The following is a 22,870-nucleotide window of genomic DNA, read 5'->3' as shown; positions in this document are numbered from 1 at the left end:
GAGGGACGCCAGGATGGAGGCTTTAGTGGTGCGCCAGGTGCCGGTTAGTTGCCTGTTTATTGCCTGATAGTTGCCTGTTGATTGCCTGATAGTTGCCTGTTGATTGCTGTGGAGGTGCTGTCGGAGGTATGCGGGAGGTATGGAAGAGGTATTGAGGAGTGCCGGGAAGGAACTGCCGGAAATAGAAAGGGGTTGTTCCGACTCAACAGAACAACCCCGTTTTCTCTCATGTGACCCGACCCCCGTGGGTCTTGAGTCTTTTACCGGGCTAACCCCTAGTTGCGAATGGGTTTGCCGCCCTTTAGTACGCTTTGAATTCTTTCGAGTGATTTCTTCTCGCCGCAAAGGCTGAGGAAGGCTTCCCTTTCGAGATCGAGCAGGTATTGCTCGCTGACCAGGGATTGCTCGCTCAGGTCGCCGCCGCACATTACGTAGGCCAGTTTTTTGGCTACGGTAACATCGTGGTCAGTTGCATAGCCTGCGCGCCACATGCCGTTGATACCGGCGTAGAGGGCGCCAAGCGCTGAGCGGCCTAATACTTTTACGTCGTTGCGGGCTACCGGCATGGTATAACCGCTATCATAGATCTCGATCACGCTTTTCTTTGCTTCTGCGATCCTTCTGCCCTGGTTCATTACAATCTCGTCATGACCTTTGCGCAGGATGCCCAGGCCATAAGCTTCAGCAGCGGATGTAGCCACTTTTGCCGTTGCGATGGTGAGGAACCTGTTCTTGAGGGTGATGCTGTCCGGTTCGTCTTCATGCATTTCATCTGCTGCACGCAGCGCGAATTCCTTGGTGCCGCCGCCGCCGGGAATGAGGCCCACGCCCAACTCCACCAGACCGATATAAGTTTCTGCAGCAGCACAAACTTTATCTGAATGCAGGCTCAGTTCGCAGGCGCCGCCAAGGGTGAGTGCATGTGGCGCCACCACAACAGGGATGGCGGAATAGCGTGCTCTCATCATCGTTTGCTGGAAGAGGCGGATGGCCACGTCCAGTTCGTCGTATTCCTGCTCTATGGCAAGCATGAAAATCATGCCAACATTTGCGCCGGCGCTGAAATTGGGGCCGTCATTCGCGATCACAAGACCTTTGTAGCCTGATTCTGCGAGCGCAATGGATTTCTGAATTCCTTCCAGTACTTCACCGCCAATACTGTTCATCTTGGTACTCCATTCCAGTCCGAGAACATTATCACCTAAATGGTAAGTTCGGCAGGAGCTGTTTTTCCAAACGGTCTGGTTCTCAAAGTTCTTCATCACCAGGAAGGCTTCGCCGCCGGGTAATGCTTTGTATGATTTGGTAGGGATATCGTAGTAGAGCCTGCGTCCGTTCTCCACTTTATAGAAGGAGCTGGCGCCGGAGGCGAGCATTTCATCAACCCAGGGAGCAACGGTATAACCGGCTTCTTTCATTTTCTTCACGCTGTTGGCCACGCCCAGTACGTCCCAGCTTTCGAAGGCTCCGATCTCCCAACCGAAACCAGCCATCATGGCGTCATCCACGCGATAGATATCATCACTGATCTCAGGAATGCGGTGTGAGATATAGGAAAACAGGCCGTAGTGAAAATGGCGGTAGAAATCACCGGCCTTATCCATTCCCGTTACGAGGGCTTTCAGCCTGGTTTTGAGATCGTCGATAGGTTTGGCCGCTTCCACCGTTGCGAACTTCGGTTTCTTGCGTGGCTCGTATTCGAAGGTGTCCAGATTGAGTGTGTAGATCTCTCTTTCACCATTGGGACCTTTCCTTTTGGAGAAGAAACCCTGTCCTGTTTTATCGCCAAGCCAGTTGTTGGCTACCATTTTATCCAGCCAGGCGGGAATGGTGAATGTGGCGCGTTGTTCATCATCCGGACAATTGTCTGCCACACCTTTGGCCACTTTCACCAGCGTATCGATACCCACTACATCAGCAGTTCTGAAGGTAGCGGATTTCGGGCGGCCGATGATGGGGCCGGTGAGGGCATCTATTTCATCGATGCTCAGCTTCATTTTTTCCACCAGTCCGAAGATGGCCATGATGCCATACACGCCGATCCGGTTGGCGATGAAGGCCGGCGTATCCTTGGCCAGTACAGTTGTTTTGCCGAGTTGCAGATCTCCATAATGTAAAAGGAAATCGATAACGGCAGGATCTGTATGGGGAGTGGGAATGATCTCGAGAAGGCGCAGGTAGCGCGGTGGATTGAAGAAGTGTGTGCCGCAGAAATGTTTCTTGAAATCTTCAGTTCTGCCTTCCGCCATCAGGTGAATGGGAATGCCTGAAGTGTTTGAAGTGATGAGGGTACCGGGTTTGCGGTATTTCTCCACTTCAGTAAAGATCTGCTGCTTGATGTCCAGGCGCTCCACCACTACTTCTATCACCCAGTCGTAGCCCCCGATATCCTTCATATTGTCTGTGAAGTTGCCGGTGCTGATGCGTTTGGCTACATCTTTGGTAAAAACGGGGGAAGGATTGCTTTTGAGTGCTGCCTGCAATGCGTCGTTCACCAATTTGTTCCTTTCGCCGGGTTTTGTACTTTCTTCTGCTCCTTTTGCCAACATATCTAACAAGAGTACCTGTAAGCCAGCGCCTGCAAAATGGCAGGCGATCCTCGATCCCATAACACCGCTCCCTAGTACTGCAACCTTTCTGATGATGCGATTGGACATAGCGAAAAAATTAGTTAGTTAAACAACTATTTCCATCGAAGATAGAACAAAAAACGATAAAGGGCTAGTGGCTGCTTGAAAAAAATTATTCAAAATATTGGATGGCAGGCAACTCATTTTTTTTGAGGGCCTTATGGTAACGTTTAAGGAGTTTGCGGTTTTTCTTTACGCCAACGCTGCTGGCCGCACCGCTGAGCGTCATCTTCACCCAGTAATTGAAAATGGACCTGTCTCGGAAACGGCGGAAGTATACGGTGCCTGTTCTTTTTTCATTATGTTTTCGCAGCACCAGGTGATTGGCAGCCCAGGTAATGAAGCGCGTTATGAAAGTCGTCTTTTCCTGAACTCCATTTTTCAGGAACTGTATATTGAGATTCCTGTATTGCATTTGCATTTCTCCAAGTGAAACATAATCGCGTCCTATGGCCCGGAGGATCATCGTATCCAGTTCACCGCTGCGCACTTTGATGCTGGCAAGTGGTTCGAGTATGGGATTGAGCATGGGAAGGTGCGCGGGGCTCATGTGCACGTCAAGGAGGAAGCCTTTGAGACTGTCTGTATAACTTTCGTCCATATTCAGTTTGATACCTATTTTATCCATGAACCTGGCGGTTGCCCGTAAACGCAAACTATCGGTGTGGCTCAGGTCAATATTCCTTACCGGGTAAATGGAAGCATCGATATGCGTGAAAAGCACAACGCCTGTTTGTTCTGTTTTGGCGCTGAGTTCAGAGTATTGTACTGTGAGATCATGTACCTGGATGGTATCGATGGAAAACAGGAATGGGATCTTCTGTACCAGCGCGGTGGGCAATGGTTTATAAATGCCATGCTGAAAGGGAGGGCGTTTATCGCGGAAGACATCGATACGGGGATGTTGAATGGAAATGGTTGAAATGAATAGCGTACTATCGTTGAAATACATCCTGGGTTCGATATTTTTTATTTGAATAGCGCCGGACTTCGCCTGGATATAATCGGTCTGGAATGGATGGGCTGCAATGTATTCTTCCCTGTCCGCAACAGGTGTGTAACTGAAAGAATCAAGCGATAGCTCTTTGTGTTCATTGCTATAGCGCAGGTTCTGCCAGGTGAGATGGTCCGTTTTACTTATTTGATAGCCGGTGAAATGATGTATGGACATGGCCGGACTGTTCCTGAAGAATTGCTCGGGCTCTTTCAGCCAGGCAGAATTGAAATGCAGGTTCTCCATGGAGAGCGAATCTGCATGTATTGAATTCCCTTTGTTCCTGCTTGTGCTCCCGAAATCGTGAATAGCTGCATGCTGTACCAGGGCAGTGGCTTTCATGGCTGAAGCCTGTTGAAGTAAAAGGTCTTTGAAATGAACGCTAAGGGCTCCCGCTGCGATCCGGCTACTGTCTTTCCCTGATTCATCGATATTGAACCGACTGCTTTCCCAATGAGCTGTGGCGGCCGTCAGCTGATTATGCGGTGAATGGTGAATGCGAATATCCGTCAACGTTAGTCTGTCGGCTGACCTGGCGGGCTGCAGCTGCATCAATGTAAAACCGGAATCTTTATTTTCTTTTAAGGTCACAGCCGGTCTCAGCAATTTGAGAGAGCTCATTTCCAGTTCCGGCCAGGGTTGGCTTTTATGGGATGTTTTCTGTGCGTGAGGGTAAACAATCATGTTCAATTCAGGCTCATTGATCACTACGTCGTTGATACGAAGCGGGCCTTTCGATGCTGTTTCGATGAATGGTGTGAATGAAACTGACTTTGCATTCAGAGAAATTGAATCCTTCTGCTGATGATGCTTTACCATTATGCCATCCAGGCTGGAAGCGCGGCCTTCATGGATATCATAGGCAGAAATGCCAATAGTGGTGCCTGGTTCCGAAAAAGCGAGCGGACCGCCTTTGAGGTGTACCTGGTTCAGCTGAACCGGAGCGTCCGCTTCTTTGATGATACTGCCAACAGAAGCCTGTCTGATAAGGGTTTTGAGCAATTGATGGCCCCGCTTGAAATTGATATTGGTATTGTTCAGCTGAATGCCGTTTACGAAAAACTTTAGCGGAAGAGTAGCAGCTGCGCTATCGTTCTTCGATGCCTTCATTTCGATATCTACATCGGCTTTCTTCCAGCTGATATGATCTATGCGGAGGAGGTGGATGCTGTCGTTAATCAACAGGTCCTGCAAAGCAAGGTCATCGGCAGAGAGACGAACCTGTTGTTCTTTGTGATGAAGATTGAATTTCCTGATCACCAGTGACCGGCTGCCTCCTTCAAAATAGGCGCGGTCCATATCGATGAGCAGGTGTTTGGTAGCGATATTGCCTTTGGAGAAAGCGAGGCTTTCAACGGAGCTTTCGATAAAGCCAGAACTGGTGGCGCTCAACAGGCGGTCTGTATTCACTGAACTGTTGACGTTATTCAGTACGATGCGTGTATTGCGGTTGAGTTTGAAATCCAGTTGTCCGTCAACCATGCTGATACGCCGCAGGTTGATGATGGTATCCAGCACGGTGAACAGCTCATAGATAGATCTCCGGTCTGTTGTGTCTTTCCAGGGCAGTTTTTCATATTGCAATACCGGTTGATGGAGTATTGCTTCGCGGGCAGCGATATGACGGTTGAAGAGCAGGGCCTGCCAGCTTAATCCTTTCAATTCAAATAACGGGATCTTGTAGTTTCTGATAGCGGGCACACGGGCGCCTGGTGTGGTGGTGATGGAAAAATTATCCAGGCGTACGGTATTGTTGGTGAAACGGATACTGTCGAATTGCAGGCGGTAGGCGCTGTCTTTTCCATAGCCATCGTAATTGCGGATGGCCATGAGGAACTGCTCGATGCTGATGGGCTTTTCGGCCCTGGTGTCCACTTTTACATTATACAGTTCGAAATTATTTCTGTTGCTTGAAAAAGTATTGGTCTGATGTCCTTTTGAGGTGGTCACATTCACGCTGGAATTCTTCACGCCGATATAGGCCAGCTGCATATCGCTGGCGATTCCACTGAGTACATGCTGGATATTGAGCGGCTTCTTGTTCTTCCTGCGGGGAGCAATACTGTCTTCTTCGATATTCAAACGGATATCGCTGTTCACCAGGTATACGGAGTCTGCACGGATAAGGCCTTGTCGGGATAACGCAAGGAAATCGACATTGGTGAGCATCATCGTATCCACAAACATTTTGAACACGGGTAATGTACAAGGATGCCGGTAAGCGGTAATGGTACAGCTATCCAGTTCCACCAGTCTGTTCCTGATATTGATGTTGAAATTCTTGTAAGCGATATGGTGATTGCCGTCCGGCAGCATGAATGATTGATGATCTGAACTCAGCACCACATTGTCGGAGAACAGGAATTTGTCGCGCTGTTTGTGGACTGAAGTGTCCACTTTGAAATTGTCTACATGGAAATGTAAACGCCCGATGGTGAGTGGTTGCAATTGGGGGGCGGTTTTATCCTGTAACGTGAACTTCGCGTTATCGATCTGGAATCGGCTGATCTCGAGCACCTGCAATGCTTTTTCGATGGACTCATAGATCTTGCCCATTTCTTCGGGAAGCGACATATGTCTTTGTTCACTTTTCTGCAAGCGGGTGATGGTGATATCGGGGGATTGCACCAGGATGGAATCGATGAGCAGTTGTTTGTCGAAGATGAGTGAGCGGACAGACCTTACCGTTAGATGCAGCTGACGGACCTGGAAATTGTATCCCATTTTTTCGCCTGTGGTGTCTGCTGTATAGAAACTGATATTCTGAATGGAGAGTTTCCTGCCATAGTTGTATTTGATCTTTCCGATCTCTACTTTCAACTTGCCATGACTTTGCAGGTAAACTACATCTTCGATGGCCCTTTCCGCATGATGGATGAACCACCAGTAGAAAAGGGCCAGCAAGATGATCAGGGAACCGATAATGATCCCTGTTATTTTGAGGAATTTCTTTCCCAGCTTAATAAAGGTCATGAATAGAATTCCGATTCATCAGTAATTTACTGATTTCTATCGAACTATCAGCTAACGCCTGAGCCGGGATCTACAACATTTTCAGGTTTTACGAAATGTAGTTTTCCTGCTGCGTCCTCAGCCATCAGGATCATGCCATTGCTCTCGATGCCTTTCATCTTGCGTGGAGCAAGATTGGCCACTACTACCACCTGTTTCCCAACAATGTCTTCCGGGTTGTAGTGAAGGGCTATACCGGATACGATTGTACGCTTTTCGAATCCGAGGTCCACTTCCAACTTTAACAGCTTATCTGCTTTTGCCACTTTCTCGGCAGAGAGGATGGTGCCTGTTCTGAGATCGATTTTGGCGAAGTCGTCGAACTGGATGGCAGGTTTTACTGATGCGACTGCAGGCGTAGTAGTTGCTGGAGCGGTAGTAGAAGTTGGTTTCACCATATTGGCGTGCAGTTTCTCAACCTGTGCTTTCACGATATCTTCTTCGATCTTGTTGAAAAGTAATTCAGGAGCGCGAAGCGAGTAACCTACACTCAGCAGTTTAGTTTTTCCTGCATTCTCCCATTCCAGCATTTTGTCTACCACTTTCATTTTGTGGATCATTTTCTGTGCGGTGAATGGCAGGAAGGGATTGATGAGGATGGCGAGATTGGCGGTCAGTTGCAGGCAGATATGCAGGCAGTTGTCTATATCTTTTTGCAGTGCCGGATTTTCGGCCAGTTTCTTTTCTACTTTCCAGGGTTCTTTGTTCTGCAGGTATTTATTGCCCTTGCTGCTCAGTTCGATCACTTCAGCAAGTGCATCCCTGAACCTGAATTGTTCCAGGTGGGCTTCCACTTTGCCTTTGGCGATCTCAAATTCGGCCAGCATGTTCTTGTCTTCTTCTGTAAGAATATCTGTATGTAATTGCGGCACTTTACCTCCGCAGAGTTTGTGCATGAGCACAAATGTGCGGTTCTCGAAGTTTCCGAAAGAAGCCACCAGCTCATTGTTCACCCTGTCGGCAAATTCTCTCCAGGTGAAGTCGTTGTCTTTTGTTTCCGGTGCATTGGCGCAGAGAACATAGCGCAGGAGGTCCTGCTGGTCCGGAAAATCTTTAACGTATTCATCGATCCAAACGGCCCAGTTGCGGGAGGTGGATACTTTTTCACCCTCGATGTTCAGGAATTCATTGGCCGGTACATTATCAGGCACAACAAATCCGCCGTGTGCCTTGAGCATACTGGGGAAGATGATGCAATGGAAAACGATATTGTCTTTACCAATGAAATGGATCAGTCTTGAATCCTCTTTGCACCAATAGTCTTCCCATTTATCGGTCAGTTCTTTGGTGGCGGAGATATAACCGATGGGGGCATCAAACCAAACGTAGAGTACCTTGCCTTCGGTGCCGGGTAGAGGCACTTTCACGCCCCAGTCGGAATCGCGGGTCATGGCGCGGCTTTGAAGGCCGTTCTCGATCCAGCTTTTGCATTGTCCGTATACATTATTCTTCCATTCTTTATGGCCATCCAGGATCCATTCCTTGAGCCATGGCTCATAGTTCTGTAAAGGGAAGTACCAGTGTTTGGTTTTTTTCTTTACAGGGATAGCGTCGCTGAGAGAACTGCGCGGGTTGATGAGTTGTTCGGGGCTGAGGCTGGTGCCGCAGCGTTCGCACTGGTCGCCGTAAGCGTTCTCGTTGCCGCAAACAGGGCAGGTGCCCATGATGTAGCGGTCGGCAAGGAAGAGGCCTGCTTTTTCATCGAAGAACTGTTCTGTTTCTTTCTCTTCGAATAGTTTTTCGTCGTACAGTTTTTTGAAGAATGCCTGTGCAGTCTCGTGGTGTACTTTATTGGAGGTGCGGCTGTAAATATCGAAGGAGATGCCCATCTTCTCAAAGCTTTCTTTGATGAGGGCATTATATTTATCAACTACCTGCTGTGGTGTAACACCTTCTTTCCTGGCGCGGAGGTTGATGGGTACGCCATGCTCATCCGATCCGCAAATGAATTTGATATCGGTTTTGCGGGCACGTTTGTAACGTACATAGATATCTGAAGGAAGGTAGCAGCCTGCAAGGTGACCAATATGCACGGGGCCGTTTGCGTAGGGCAGCGCTGCTGTAACTAAGTATCTTTTAAAATCTGTCATTTGTAGTATTGATCTTTAGGATCTGATTCATCAGACGTTGGCTGCAAAAATACCGGAATTGGGGGCAACGTCAAAATGCACGGATTCGATAACTTTAGGAGATGAACCGTAAACATTTCCTTCGTTCCCTTAGCCTGGCCGGCGCCGGCTTGCCGTTGATCCCGGCCATTCCGGCTCTTGCAGCAGTTGAGCAGACTGCATCATCCGGACTATTGCCTGCCATTCCTCCATATCTGAAACCCGGAGATACCATCGGCATTACCTGCCCGGCGGGATACATCACCCTCGATTCCATCAAACCTGCCATTCAGCAAATGGAAAGCTGGGGCTACAAAGTGCGTCCGGGCAAGACCGTAGGCATGCGGGATTTCACGTTCGGTGGGAGGGACCATGACCGGTCCTCGGATCTCCAGGAAATGATGGACGATCCCTCCATCAAAGCAATCATGTGTGCACGGGGGGGATACGGTATGGTGCGAATCATCGATCAGCTTGATTTTTCCTCATTTGTGCAACAACCCAAATGGATCATCGGGTTTAGCGATATTACCGTAATGCATTGCCATCTGAGCGCCAATTATCCTGTTGCCAGTATCCATTCCAAAATGTGCAACAGTTTTCCGGATGATTGGAGCAAGGCGGATCCGCTTCAGCAGAGCACTATCCTGAGCATTCGTCTTGCACTTTCGGGAGAGCGGATGGAATATAAGACACAGCCATCTGCATTCAATCGGATGGGCGTGGCAGAGGGATTATTGGTTGGCGGCAATCTCAAAACCATCGAGAGCATTGGAGGCAGTGCGTCCGGTATCAATACCAAAGGCAGGATACTGTTTGTGGAAGATACCGGTGAATACCTGTACAGTATCGACCGAATGTTCTGGAACCTGAAGCGGTCCGGTAATTTGTCAGACCTGGCCGCGCTGGTGGTAGGCGGTTTCAAAATAAAACCCGATGATCCGGGAGAGGAATTTGGCAGAACTGTGATCGATATTGTGATGGAGAAAGTGAAAGAATTCAGCTTTCCTGTTTGTTTTGATTTTCCTGTAGGGCATCAGAAGAATAATTTCGCCCTGAAATGTGGTGTGATGCATCAGTTGACAGTAGGAGCCGAAGGAGTGGAGCTGAAGGAGAAAAGATAAGACGATCAACAATAATATTTGAACCCTGCCGGATTCCGGCAGGTTTTTTTTCGAATAGATAGCAGGGTTAGAAAAATAGTTGAGCACCGATTAGTAAAATTTTCCTCGTTTCTTGTTATCAGGGGAAAACGTGTATGGGTTTTGAAAAAAAGCGGAGAAAAAAAAGTACGCGTTTTGAGAACTTTTTTGATAACTTTACAATTCGGTTGAATGAAGAAGGTTCATTTGGTGAAAGAAGAAACCTTGAAAAAATATGTGAAAGAGAGGAACGCATGCGGCCTATGATGAACTGTGTAAAAAGAATCTGCAGTATACTATTCAGGCATTTTAAAATTACTTTTATGGAAATAACGCTTCCTTTTAAAGTTATCAAAGATTACAAGCAGTACATAGAGTATTGCAATATACTGGAGCAATATACAGATATGAAAAATCATTCTGAAGCTCAGGAAGAAATTATTGAGCTGCTTACAGTGCTTATTGAGGCATATGACAGAGAGCAGGATGCTGAAGAAGATCAGGAGCCCATCGATCCTGTTTCATCCCTCAAATTTGTGATGGAACAGAACCGGTTGAAAGCTGCCGATCTGGCAAAAGAATTAGGAGTAAGCAAAAGCCTGGTATCGGATATCCTCCATTACCGTCGTGGTTTTTCCAAATCTTTCATCCGTAAACTGGGAATGCGTTTTAGTTTCAGGCAGGAGTTATGGAACAGGCCTTATAAACTCAACCCTCCGGCGAAGTCAACAAAAACTTCCAAATCAGCAAAGACCACCAAATCCGGTAAAGCATCCAAAACATCTTTTGTAAAATGATCAGAATACCATCGTACCTGCAGCCAGGAGATACTATCGGCATTGTTTGTCCGGCTGGTTTCATGGCAAAAGAAAAAGCGCAAACCTGTATCGAAGCATTACAGGAATGGGGGTACAAAGTGAAAGTTGGCAAAACCCTCGGCAGCGGTTCAGAGAATTATTTTTCAGGCACCGATAAGGAGCGCCTGCAGGACTTACAGCAAATGATGGATGATGATGCTGTTCAGGCTATCCTCTGTGGGAGGGGCGGTTATGGTGTGGGGAGGATCATTGACCAGATCAATTTCAAATCTTTCAGGAAGAAGCCCAAGTGGATCATCGGGTTCAGCGATATTACAGTTTTACATGCGCATATCTATTCAAATTATAAGATCGCCACTTTGCATGCGCCCATGGCGGCGGCCTTTAATGATGAAGGCTTCAGGAATGAGTATGTGCTGAGCCTCAAAAAAGCAATGGAAGGTAAAAAGGCTAAGTATTCCTGTGCACCGCACGAATTCAATCAAAAAGGTGAAGCCGTTGGAGAACTGGTGGGCGGTAACCTGGCCTTACTCGCGAATATCACCGGCACGCCTTCCCAATTGAAAACAAAAGGGCGCATACTTTTTATTGAAGATGTTGGGGAATACCTCTACAGTATCGACAGGATGCTCTATCAGCTCAAACGTAGCGGGCAATTGGAAAAGCTGGCAGGATTGATCCTTGGAGGTTTTACGGATATGAAGGACACGGAAAGGCCATTCGGGAAAACTTTGGACGAGATTATTCATGAATTGGTCAAAGAATATGACTACCCTGTTTGTTTTAATTTTCCGGTGAGCCATGGCAAAGAGAATTATGCGCTGAAAGTAGGTGTGGGGTATAAGTTGAAAGTGGGTACCAATAAAGTGACGCTGGAAGAATAGATTGAGGATATGGATCTACAACACAGGATTTGAAAATTTGGGATTAATGATACAAAAGTTAATAAATTTGGCGATAAATCAGATCGATTGATTTCATACGATCATAGCTAAAATCTATATTTATCGCATGACCTTTGTGCAACTGGAATACATAGTAGCCGTAGATACCTTCCGCCATTTTGCTTTAGCCGCCGAGCATTGTTTTGTTACCCAGCCTACGCTCAGTATGCAGATCCAGAAACTGGAGGAAGAGATGGGCATTAAAATATTCGACAGGAGCAAACAGCCCGTTGTGCCCACAGAGGCAGGAATGGAGATCATCGAGCAGGCGAGGAAAGTACTGGCAGAGCGGAACCTGATCACCGAGATTGTTCAGCACAAGCGCGGCATTCTTACCGGTGAATTGCGGATCGGCATCATCCCTACACTTGCACCCTACCTGCTGCCTTTGTTTGTTCCCGCTTTTAATAAGAAATATCCGCATGTGAAACTGATAGTGCAGGAGATGCGGACAGAATATATCATCAACCGGCTTCGCGAAGGCCGTATCGATACCGGCATCCTGGTAACGCCCCTCCAGGAGAAAGGCATCAAGGAACATGTTCTGTTCTACGAAGAATTCCTGGCCTATGTTTCGCCAAAGAATGCCGCTTTTAAAAAAACATATGTACTTCCGCAGGACATCGATCCCAACAAACTCTGGCTGATGGAAGAGGGCCATTGCTTCCGTTCACAGATCGTGAACCTGTGTGAGCTGCGCAAGGCAACGGAAATGGGTACCCAGTTTGAATATGAAGCCGGCAGTATCGAAACCCTGCGCCGTATGGTGGAGCTCAATGACGGCATTACCATTCTTCCTGAACTCACTACCATGGACATGGACCATAAAAAAATGCAGTTGGTCCGGCATTTCAAAAAGCCCGCTCCCATGCGGGAAGTAAGCGTGGTGGTACACAGGGATTTTGTAAAGAAAAGACTGATAGAAGTATTGAAAGACTCCATTATTTCCGCCATTCCCGACAAAGTCAGAAAGAACAAGAGCCTGAAAGTGGTGCCGGTATAAGATCAGTACTTCAGTAAGGAGTCCATTTTTTGCTGATAGATGGGGAACTCCGGCAGGTCGTTATGGCTGCCATCTTCAATAGTGATGAATTCATCTTTTTGTTTCAGGAAAGGTTTCAGTCTTGATGCATTCCTGTATGGTATCACTCCATCGGATGTGCCATGGAAGATGGAAACCGGGGCTGTTACTTCCTGCAGGTATTGCCAGGTGGGAATCTTGAATTTGATCATTCTTTCCATTGGATAGATGGGGATCCTTGAGCTGAGGATGCTGGGGAAATCATAGTAAGGCGTTTCCAGCACCAGCTTCCTGCAATCCCGTACTGATCCGAGTTGTGCAGCAATGCCAGAGCCCATGCTGCGCCCATACAAAACGATACTGTCGGGCTTGTAACGCGCACGCGCCAGCTTGTATAACAGTAATGCCCATTCGTATAATTTCGCTTCCGAAAAAGTGCCGGTACTTTTGCCGAATCCCGGGTAGTCGAGCATCCACACTTCATATCCGTTGCGTGTGAACACGGGTGCATTCTTCGCATACCATGAGATGTTCCTGCGGTTGCCATGGAAATACAGTACCACGCCTTTGGGAACAGAATCGGTAGTGGTGAACTGGATCACATTGATGTTCACACTGGCAGAATACGGGAGGTTCACTTCACGATAAGGAATCTTGAAATCATATTTATGCGATTTGTCTACTGCTACCGGACGGAACATGATATAGTCCTGCAATCCATAGATCGCGATGCCAATGATGCAATACACCAGCAGCAAAATCTTCATCCACCTGATGATCTTCTTTTTGTTCATACGAATGCCTGCAAGTTAGCAAGGCTGTAGTTAATCCTTGAGAATATCGCGGATAAAATTATGGTACTCGGGAAAATTAGAAAGGTTGTTGTGGCCGCCGCCATGGATGCGGATCAGCGTGATCATATCGGGGTTGATGGCCTGCAGTTTCTCGCTGTGGCGGATGGGAATAAGCCAGTCGCGGGTTCCATGAATGATATATGTATGGCATTTCACTTTCCGGATCCAGAGATCAGTACGCAGGTGATACTGCAGTACAAAGCGTACAGGAAGGATGGGAAGAAAGCGGTCCACTACTTTCTTGAAGCTGTAATAAGGGCTGTCCAGTATCAGGTAGCGGGGATGGTTATCCGAAGCGATCTTCGTGGCAAATCCGCTGCCGATACTACGTCCGTAGAGGATCAGGTGATTTTCGGGACATTGTTTCTTTAGCGTGTCGTACACAAATTGCATGTCGGACAGCATCTCTTTTTCGCTTCTTTTGCCGGTGCTTTTTCCAAATCCACGGTAATCCACCATCACCACATCGTAATCGTAGCGGTAGAAATCGCGGGCATATTTTGCCCAGCCCTTGATGCTGCGGGTATTGCCGTGTAAGTAGAGGATGATGCCTTTGGAGTCTTTCCTGTAAAAATGCAGGCCGTTGATCCGTACGCCCGGCTCGATATCGAAGAAGAGCTCTTTGAAGGGAACATCGTATTTGAACTGGAAATCTGCGGGTAGTCTTTCCGGTTTGAAGATGAGTTTATCCTGTATGAAAAAAGCAATGATGCTGAGTGCGGCAATTCCGAGGATGATATACCAAACGAATGTAGGCAATACAGTCAGTTTACTGTAAGATACAAAAAGCGCGGTTAATTCCGAGTGTGGCAGTCGCTCGCCTCCCGGCGAGTGACTATTGTTTAGTCGCCTCCGGCGACGCGGTGTTCGCCGGAGGCGAACAAATACAGGTCACTCGCCGGGAGGCGAGCGACTGGTAACGCCGTGAGTTAAAATCCGTCATCGTTATTGATGCGTTTCAGGTTGAGGTTGGTCACCGGTGCAACGATCAGCGGGAATTTCTCCACTGTTACATTGCTCACATCGAGCCCAAAACCTCTTTCTTCCGAAAGGCTGTATTCCTTGATCCAGAAGTAGAGCTTCATGATCATACGTTCGGTAATGGGCAGTTCGATATCCTGGCTGAGGAATTTTTCCATTACGATGAACTGGAAATCGCCTACTACATTGTTCCTTTCGAGGCTCTCGTAGCGGCTGGTGATATTCACTTCCTTGTTGGCCACCAGGTCTGCCACCACTTTACGGAACATGAGGTTGATCTTCGGTTCGATCCTGAATCCAAGTCTGAATTCTATGCGGATGATATCATTGGGGATGATATGGTCTACCGAATACTCGCAGGTATATGGGTCATCCAGTGTATCTACGTGAACGAACCAGTAAATATCCGCTCGTTTCGGTTTTTTATTGAGGATTGAGTAAATGATCTTGTGCTCGATCTCTTTCGGGTTATTGGCGCTGGTGAGGTACACCAGGTGGGTAGCGTATTTCGGAACAGTCTTATCATTACTCAATTCCTGTATCTGCGGGATATAATGCTCCAGCCTGACGAACTCCACGTACCGGTTCTTGATCTTACGGGCGCGATACCAGATGTACATCACGGCAAAGAGGCCGCCGCCTACTACCAGGGTCACATAACCGCCGTGCGGGAATTTATCCAGGTTAGCAGACAGGAAGCTTAGCTCGATACTCAGGTAAACGGTAAGGAAGAGATAGATAAAAATGGGTTTCGTTCTCCTGCTGACCAGGTAATTGGCAAACAGGATGGTGGTGGCGATCATACACATGGTGATAGCCAGCCCGTATGCAGCTTCCATCCTGGATGATTTCTGGAAGTAGAGTACGATGCCGCAGCATCCGAGGAAGAGCATGGTGTTGATGCCGGGAATGTATAACTGCCCTCTTTCTTCAGTGGGGTAGTTGATGCGCATTTTGGGCCATTGGTTGAGCCGCATGGCCTCACTGATAAGTGTGAACGAACCGCTGATCAGCGCCTGGCTGGCGATGATCGCCGCAGCCGTGGCAATGATGATACCTGGCAGTACGAACCACTGGGGCATGATGGCGTAGAAAGGATTGAAGCCTTCCGCCAGCATTTGTGCAGTCATTTTATCGCCTTCGAAATTGGCGAGGAGATAAGCGCCCTGACCGAGATAATTCAGGATCAGGCAGCTTTTCACGAAGATCCAGGAACGGCGGATATTGGAACGTCCGCAGTGACCGAGATCGGAGTACAGTGCTTCCGCACCCGTGGTACAGAGGAAAACGGCGCCGAGTATCCAGAATCCTTTCGGATAGGTAGTAAGTAAGTCGATGGCATACCAGGGGCTGAAAGCTTTGAAGATATGCAGATCGTCCTGGAGGTGTACAGTGCCCAGGGTGGCCAGCATGATGAACCAGCAGAGCATGATGGGGCCGAACATCTTTCCGATACTATGAGTACCGAACTGTTGCAGGAAGAAAAGAACGGTAAGTACTCCCAGTACGATATAAACGATGGTGGAATCCGGAATAGGACCCAGCTCTTCGATATTGCGCAAACCTTCAATGGAGGAGGTGATAGAGATGGGAGGAGTGATCATTCCATCTGCAAGGAGAGCAGCTCCGCCGAGCATCGCAGGAAGTATAAGCCATTTTTTTTGCCGCCTCACGAGCGCATACAACGAAAATATGCCGCCTTCACCCCGGTTATCAGCCCGGAGGGTCAGGATCACATACTTTACAGTAGTTTGTAATGTGAGGGTCCAGATGATACAGGAGAGCGATCCCAGGATCAGCTTTTCCGTGATCACCTTATCACTGATAATTGCATTCAGTACGTAAAGAGGAGAGGTCCCGATATCGCCGTAGATGATCCCTAAAGCAATGAGTAGAGTGCCCGCCGTAACTTTGTTAATATTTTTGCCCACAGTGAGTTAGCTTTCCCGTTATCAAAGGGTTTTTTCAAAAAAATAATAGCACCTGGGAGATTCCGGGCGCTGACACAAAGGTATAGGCAAAAAATTGAAACCGGGGACGGTTTTTTACTCCTTCTTTAAATGAACATAAATACTTAAAATTATCCGTAAATTTTGGGCATGGTACTCACAATGCGTAATTTGGCTATTATGAAAAACGGAATGAAAACCCTGTGCAGTCTGCTTGCTGTGCTCTTGCTCACAGGACTGTTGCCCTTCACTTCCCAGGCGCAAAAGATAGCCTATGCCGAGCCCGAAAGGGAAGATAACCGCCGCACCAACTTCGAGATCATCGGGAAGGTGGGCAATAATATCCTCGTTTTCAAAAACAATCGTACAGACAATGCCATTAGTGTGTACGACAACGATATGAAACTGATCAACCGGGTGAAACTGGATTATATGGACGACCGTTGGATCAATGTCGATTTCATCCCTTATGCCAATCACACCTGGATGATCTACCAGTTCCAGCGCAAGAACGTGGTGTATTGCATGGGCGTGAAGCTGAATGAAGAAGCCAAACGCCTTACAGATCCTGTGGAGCTGGACACTACCCGTATCGGCTGGTCAGCCAACAACAAGATCTACACTACCATTTACAGTGATGATAAACAGCAGGTGATGGTGTTCAAGATCAATAGCAAGAACCCAAAGAACTTTCTTTTTACCACATTATTGTTTGATGCGGAATTGCAGTTGAAAGAAAAACAGCAATTGTCGCTCCCAATGGAAGAACGACACGATTACCTCACAGACTTCCTGTTGGACAATGAAGGCGAACTGGTATTCGGGAAGTTCAGGAGAAAGAACAGCAACGATTATATCACCGATCTAACCATGATCCAGAAGAAGCTTAACAGGACTGAGTTCTCCACGCATGTGCTGAATTCAGACGACAAGCTGTTACTGGATGAAGTGAAGATAAAAGTTGACAATACCAACAGGCGATACCTCTTCTCTGCGCTTTATTACAAACAAAAAAGAGGAAATATCGAAGGATTGTATTCCATGGTATGGGACAAGGCCACAGACACATCCGCTCGTGTGAGCACACTTATGTTCAGCGACGATCTTCGCAAGCAGGCAAAAGGCTCGGATGCCAATCTTCGGTTAGCCTTCAACGATTATTTCATCAAGAATATCATCATAAAAAAAGATGGTGGTTACCTGTTGACCGCAGAGTCTATGTACACCACTTCCCGTGGAGGTCCCTTTAACAGATGGGATTATATGGGCTGGGGTAACCCCTGGGCATACCCGATGGATTATTATTCCTGGGGTTCGCCCTATTATTCTCCCTGGGGATGGAGCCGGTATGGCTACAACAGGTGGGGCGGTAACCAGTCCACCCGCTATTATGCGGAGAATATCATGATCCTTTCTTTCGATAAGGATGGGAATATGGAATGGAACAATGTGATCCCCAAGAGCCAGTTTGATGATGATAACGACGATCTTATCTCCAATAATATCCTGAATACCGGCGGCCAGTTACACTTCCTCTTCAACGTGTACGAGCGCCGTACGCTCATCCTGAACGATCAGAGCATCGATGCCAATGGTAAGATTACGAGACACCCCACGTTGAAAAACCTCGACAAGGGCGTAGATTTCATGCCCAGATTGGGCAAACAAATAAGTTCACGTAGTATGGTTATGCCCGCCCTGTACAGAAACTATATTACTTTCGCAAAAATTGATTTCTAAACCATTTTTGCGTGACAGGAACCTTTAAACAAAAAAACTCCGCCAATACCCTGGTATTGCTGGTGTATGGTTTAATACTCAAATTCAGCATCTTCCTTCGCCCACAGGGGCCATTGGTTCAACCGGACGACGATCACTTCCTGTACAATTGGTTGATCGGATTCCTGGAGCCACTGCATCTATGGCCGGGTGTATATTCCCTGATCGCATTTTTGTTGCTGTACAGCCAGGCATTGTTGCTGAACCGCGTCTGCAATGCCCAGAAAATGATGGCCCGCCCCAATTACCTGGTGGCGATGAGCTATATGCTGATCACTTCCCTGTTTCCGGATTGGAACTATTTCTCTGCCCCTCTGCTGATCAATTCGCTGCTGATCTGGTTGTTTTACAGGATGAATACGCTGTACAATGCTTCCAAACCGGGTTCGGTTGTGTTCAATGCAGGTTTGATCATGGGTTTCATTACGCTGTTGTACCAGCCAGCCATCGTGTTCGTTTTCTTTTTGATGCTGGCAGTTTTCATCGTAAGGCCTTTCCGGATCAAGGAATGGCTGATCGGGCTGCTGGGCGTAACGGCTCCTTATTATTTTATCGGGCTGGTGCTTTATCTCACCGATCAGTGGGACTGGAAAAAGTTGCAGCCCGACATTTCTTTTAGCTTACCGCCGATGCCTGATTCGATATTTGTGACCATCAGTCTTGCATTGCTGGTATTGCTATTTATTATCGGAGGTTTCTATGTTCAGAATAATTTAAGTAAGATGTTCATCCAGGTGAGAAAAAGCTGGAGCCTGTTGCTGGTGTGCCTGGTAACAAGTACCCTCATCATCGTGATCAACGGGGGCGTCAATTACGTGAACTGGAGCCTTTGTGCAGTACCGCTGGCCGTATTCCATGGCGCGGCTTATTTTTATCCGCAGGGAAAATTATTCCCTTCCATTATGCATTGGCTCATATTCGGGTACGCCATGTACCTGAATTACTGGCTGCCCGCTTAATCCACTTGTTCCGCGATGAAATGGTTCAGGTTTCGTATCTTTGCCATCCTCAATGTATACCCATTATGAAATTTGGCGTTGTAGTTTTTCCAGGATCAAATTGTGACAGAGATATGCAGGATGCCCTGCAGAACGATCTTAACCAGGAAGTGATCATGTTGTGGCATAAAGACAAGGACCTCAGCATGTTCACCACCGATGATTGCATCGTGCTTCCCGGAGGTTTTTCTTATGGCGATTACCTGCGCTGCGGCGCCATCGCCCGTTTCAGCCCAATGATGCAGAGTGTGATCGAATTTGCCGGCAAAGGTGGCAAGGTGCTGGGCGTTTGTAACGGCTTCCAGGTGCTTTGCGAAGCAGGCCTTCTCCCCGGTGTACTCTTACGTAATGCTAACCAGCAGTTTATCAGCAAAAACATTTATATCAAGGGACTGGGTTCCGATAAGGCGCTCAAGATCCCTATTGCTCACGGCGAAGGACGCTACTATGCAGACGAGAAAACACTCGATGCGCTGGAAGCCAACGGACAGGTGATCTACAGGTATTGCGATGAGAACGGAAACATCAATGTGAATGCCAATCCCAATGGCGCTACACGCAATATTGCAGGCATCAGGAATGCCAATGGAAACGTATTCGGAATGATGCCTCACCCTGAGCGCGCAACCTCCGAAGCATTAGGCAATATCGACGGTAAAATCATTTTGAACGCCTTGTTGATAAACCCCGATAGCACGTTGGTAAAGACTTCCGCTGAATTGGTCAACTTTTAGAGATTTGTTAGCTTTTTTTAATTGAAATTTACAAGCATGATCAGCAGGTGAAAAGGATTCCTGCTAAAGGAATGAACCTGATCGTGATTTGTAAACTCTTAATTTTTGTCTGATGAAAAAGTTAGCATTACTCGGTATAGTTTGCCTGATCGGCTCTGTAGCCCTGGCTCAGTCTTCTAAAGCTGTTAAATGGACATTCACCTCCAAGAAAGTTGCTGCCGGTACTTATGAAGTGCACATGACAGCAGCCGTTAGCGGAGACTACCATATCTACGCTCAGAACGCTGGCGTTGAAGGACCTCTTCCTACCGTATTCACTTATACCAAGAATCCCCTGGTTACCGCTGAAGGTAAAGCCAAAGAAGTAGGTAAGCTCATCAAAAAGAACGAGCCTGTTTGGGGTGGTGATGTGAACTACTACGAAAAAACTGTCACTTTCGTTCAGACAGTGAAAGTAAAAGGCAAAAGCAAAACAAACCTGGCTGGTAAAGTAGAGTTCATGGTTTGTAATGAAGAACAATGCCTTCCTCCCTCCGAAGTAGAATTTTCTGTTAATATCGGCGGATAGTCGTTATGCGACTAAACTGATTCACATATAAACGGGTTCTTTATCTTATTGAAGACCCGTTTTTATTTTTTGCACCCGTATAATCCATCGTAATGAAGCAATTTATTACCCGGTCGCTTGCGTTCCTGCTATTAACATTTGTGTCTCTTGGCGTCCGGGCTCAGGACTCCTCCCTGGTTAAGCTCTCATATTCTTCTGAAAGGTTGAACGACAAAGAAGTTCTTCTCACCATCAAAGCCGTAGTGGTGGGTGAAGGGAAGAAATTGTATTCTATCAATAAACCTTCTGAAGAGTCTGTGAACTCTACCGTAGAATTTGATACCACTGCTAAAAAATTCCTGAAGGATTCCCTGGTTGAAAAGGGAAATGTGAAAGCTGAAAAAGATGCTGATCTGGAAGTGGATGTGAAGTATGCATCTGATTCACTGGTTTGGCAACAGAAGGTTTCCCTTTCCGATGCTGAAGCAAAAACATTCGCGGGTAAGGTCAGTTTCCTCGTAAAAACGAATGGAGAATACAAGTCCGGCGAAGAAGAATTTGCTATCGAAGTGCCTGCCGGTGGTGCAACGGAAGCCGGGACCGATTCTGCTGCCGGTGGTAGCACTGATCAATCAAAGAACTCTCTCTGGTCTTTCTTCCTGGGAGGTTTGCTGGCTGGTTTCGGGGCCTTCATCATGCCCTGTATCTATGCGATGGTGCCAGTAACGGTGAGCTTCTTCACCAAACGCAGCACCAGCCGTAAAGCGGGTATCAAAAACGCTCTCATTTATTCATTATCGATCATCACCATATTCACGGCCGCCGGTTTCCTGATCACTTTGATCTTTGGACCTGGCGCGTTGAATGCCATGGCCAGCAGTGCTGTTTTCAACGTGTTCGTGTTTGCAATGTTCATCATATTCGGTATCTCTTTCCTCGGTGCTTTCGAGATCACCTTACCAGCTTCATGGAGTAACAGGGCGGATACTAAAGCGAACTTCGGTTCCTTCTCCGGTATCTTCTTCATGGCGCTCACGCTGGTGATTGTATCTTTCTCCTGTACAGTGCCTTTCATCGGTCTGCTGACTGTATGGACTGCCAAAGGAGGAATGATCGCACCGCTGATAGGTTTCCTCGGATTCTCCCTGGCGCTCTCACTGCCTTTTGCGCTTTTCGCTTTCTTCCCCGCATTGCTGAACAAGATGGCGAAGTCAGGCGGATGGCTCAATACAGTGAAAGTGGCCCTTGGCTTTATCGAGCTGGCGCTGGCGCTGAAATTCCTGTCGAGCGCTGACCTTGCGTATCACTGGGGTATCCTTGATCGTGAGGTGTACCTCGCGCTCTGGATCGTAATTTTTGGTTTGCTGGGCTTCTATCTCCTGGGTAAGCTCCGCTTCCATCATGATGATGATCTTCCCCTCAACGATTATGGCAAACCTTACCTGACCGTTACACGTCTGTTCTTTGCTATCGCTGCGCTTTCTTTCACTATCTATCTCATTCCAGGTCTCTGGGGCGCTCCTTTGAAAGGGATCAGCGCCTGGTTGCCTGAAATGAAAACACAGGATTTTAACCTGAACAAAATACAGGCGGCTGCTCCTGCTTCTTCTGATGGAGAAATGGAAGTGAAGCCAGTTAAGTATACAGAATTCCTGGAGTCAGAGATCCCCGGCGTACATGCTTTCTTCGATTACGAAGAAGGAATGGAAGCGGCTAAAAAGCTCAACAGGCCTGTGCTGATCGACTTCACTGGTCATAGCTGCGCCAACTGTCGCAAGATGGAGCAGGAAGTACTTACAGATGCAGAGGTAACCAAACGCCTGCAGAAAGACTTTGTAGTGATCTCACTTTATGTAGATGACAAACACAGGTTGCCCGAAGCAGAACAGTACACTTCAAAAGATGGACAAAAGATCAAGACCATGGGTGATAAGAACCTTGATTTTGAAGTGAACCTCACTGGCAACAGCGCTCAGCCTCTGTATGTATTCGTTGGTCACGATGGAAAGATCATCAAGGATGCAGGTGGCTACAATTCAAACATACCTCGCTTTGTGAAGATCCTCGATGAGGTGACCAAAACGTTCAAAGAAAAGAAATAATCAGTTCCTCTGATAAAAAGAAAACGCATCCCTCACCGGATGCGTTTTTTCGTATATGGATAAATGTCAAAATATAAAACCCCGCTTTACTCAAGCGGGGCTTCACAATTAGGCGTCATTCTGTTCCAGCCTTCTGACCAGCAAGCAAATCAGTGAAAAAGTCTGATGGAGGACCAGAATGACAATATTTTCCAGTTAATTTCTTTCAAATTTAAAGTGTGTATCCGTTCCCTTTTTACGGTTACCGTTAATCTTTT

At 47.3% G+C, this 22,870-nt stretch carries 15 protein-coding genes; 9 read left to right on the top strand and 6 right to left on the bottom strand.

Annotated features, from left to right (window positions below):
- Positions 1–275 precede the first annotated feature (275 nt).
- The 3 genes from D9Y29_RS18025 to metG form a co-directional block, all read right to left on the bottom strand.
- Positions 276–2,657 (bottom strand): 3-hydroxyacyl-CoA dehydrogenase NAD-binding domain-containing protein, encoded by a 2,382-nt coding sequence (locus tag D9Y29_RS18025; RefSeq protein ID WP_127130781.1) that lies wholly within the window; start codon positions 2,655–2,657, stop codon positions 276–278.
- A gap of 85 nt (positions 2,658–2,742) precedes the next feature.
- A complete protein-coding gene (locus D9Y29_RS18020) occupies positions 2,743–6,597 on the bottom strand; it encodes a hypothetical protein (protein WP_127130779.1) in 3,855 nt (1,284 codons plus the stop codon).
- A gap of 47 nt (positions 6,598–6,644) precedes the next feature.
- The gene (gene metG, locus D9Y29_RS18015; protein WP_127130777.1) at positions 6,645–8,726 is read right to left on the bottom strand and encodes a methionine--tRNA ligase; all 2,082 of its coding nucleotides are present in this window, start codon (positions 8,724–8,726) and stop codon (positions 6,645–6,647) included.
- 101 nt (positions 8,727–8,827) lie between these two features.
- On the opposite strand from metG, the gene D9Y29_RS18010 reads away from it, so the two are divergent.
- The 4 genes from D9Y29_RS18010 (at position 8,828) to D9Y29_RS17995 (ending at position 12,651) form a co-directional block, all read left to right on the top strand.
- Entirely contained in the window at positions 8,828–9,868 is a 1,041-nt protein-coding gene (locus tag D9Y29_RS18010; RefSeq protein ID WP_127130775.1) for a S66 peptidase family protein, read from the top strand.
- 425 nt (positions 9,869–10,293) lie between these two features.
- A complete protein-coding gene (locus D9Y29_RS18005) occupies positions 10,294–10,683 on the top strand; it encodes a helix-turn-helix domain-containing protein (protein ID WP_206513823.1) in 390 nt (129 codons plus the stop codon).
- Positions 10,680–11,588, top strand: coding sequence for a S66 peptidase family protein (locus D9Y29_RS18000; RefSeq protein WP_127130773.1), 909 nt, complete (start codon positions 10,680–10,682; stop codon positions 11,586–11,588). Before D9Y29_RS18005 ends, D9Y29_RS18000 begins: the two co-directional genes overlap by 4 nt.
- A gap of 127 nt (positions 11,589–11,715) precedes the next feature.
- Entirely contained in the window at positions 11,716–12,651 is a 936-nt protein-coding gene (locus D9Y29_RS17995; protein WP_127130771.1) for a hydrogen peroxide-inducible genes activator, read from the top strand.
- A 2-nt stretch (positions 12,652–12,653) separates the two neighbouring features.
- Here the strand turns inward: D9Y29_RS17995 and D9Y29_RS17990 are convergent, their stop codons facing one another.
- The 3 genes from D9Y29_RS17990 to D9Y29_RS17980 form a co-directional block, all read right to left on the bottom strand.
- Positions 12,654–13,463, bottom strand: coding sequence for an alpha/beta hydrolase (locus tag D9Y29_RS17990; RefSeq protein WP_127130769.1), 810 nt, complete (start codon positions 13,461–13,463; stop codon positions 12,654–12,656).
- Positions 13,464–13,493: 30 nt separating this feature from the next.
- Positions 13,494–14,282, bottom strand: a complete 789-nt coding sequence (locus D9Y29_RS17985) for an alpha/beta hydrolase (RefSeq protein WP_127130767.1) — start codon at positions 14,280–14,282, stop codon at positions 13,494–13,496.
- A 170-nt stretch (positions 14,283–14,452) separates the two neighbouring features.
- A complete protein-coding gene (locus D9Y29_RS17980) occupies positions 14,453–16,435 on the bottom strand; it encodes a KUP/HAK/KT family potassium transporter (protein WP_127130765.1) in 1,983 nt (660 codons plus the stop codon).
- Positions 16,436–16,633: 198 nt separating this feature from the next.
- Here D9Y29_RS17980 and D9Y29_RS17975 point away from each other — a divergent pair, with 198 nt between their 5' ends.
- From D9Y29_RS17975 to D9Y29_RS17955, 5 genes are all read left to right on the top strand, one after another.
- Positions 16,634–18,193 carry a hypothetical protein gene (locus D9Y29_RS17975; RefSeq protein WP_127130763.1) on the top strand — a complete coding sequence of 520 codons (1,560 nt, stop codon included), beginning with the start codon at positions 16,634–16,636 and terminating at the stop codon, positions 18,191–18,193.
- A gap of 11 nt (positions 18,194–18,204) precedes the next feature.
- A complete protein-coding gene (locus tag D9Y29_RS17970) occupies positions 18,205–19,191 on the top strand; it encodes a DUF6427 family protein (RefSeq protein ID WP_127130761.1) in 987 nt (328 codons plus the stop codon).
- Positions 19,192–19,211: 20 nt separating this feature from the next.
- On the top strand, positions 19,212–19,964 hold the full coding sequence (gene purQ / locus D9Y29_RS17965; protein ID WP_277601131.1) for a phosphoribosylformylglycinamidine synthase subunit PurQ: 753 nt from the start codon (positions 19,212–19,214) through the stop codon (positions 19,962–19,964).
- A gap of 112 nt (positions 19,965–20,076) precedes the next feature.
- Complete coding sequence (locus D9Y29_RS17960; RefSeq protein WP_127130757.1) at positions 20,077–20,532, top strand: protein-disulfide reductase DsbD domain-containing protein; 456 nt, start codon at positions 20,077–20,079, stop codon at positions 20,530–20,532.
- 92 nt (positions 20,533–20,624) lie between these two features.
- The gene (locus D9Y29_RS17955) at positions 20,625–22,613 is read left to right on the top strand and encodes a protein-disulfide reductase DsbD family protein (protein WP_127130755.1); all 1,989 of its coding nucleotides are present in this window, start codon (positions 20,625–20,627) and stop codon (positions 22,611–22,613) included.
- Positions 22,614–22,870 lie beyond the last annotated feature (257 nt).

The organism is Pseudoflavitalea rhizosphaerae, assembly GCF_003991355.1.
Taxonomy (GTDB): Bacteria; Bacteroidota; Bacteroidia; order Chitinophagales; family Chitinophagaceae; genus Pseudobacter; species Pseudobacter rhizosphaerae.
Note: the sequence above shows the minus strand (reverse complement) of the source record. Positions and strands in the feature narration are given on the sequence as shown.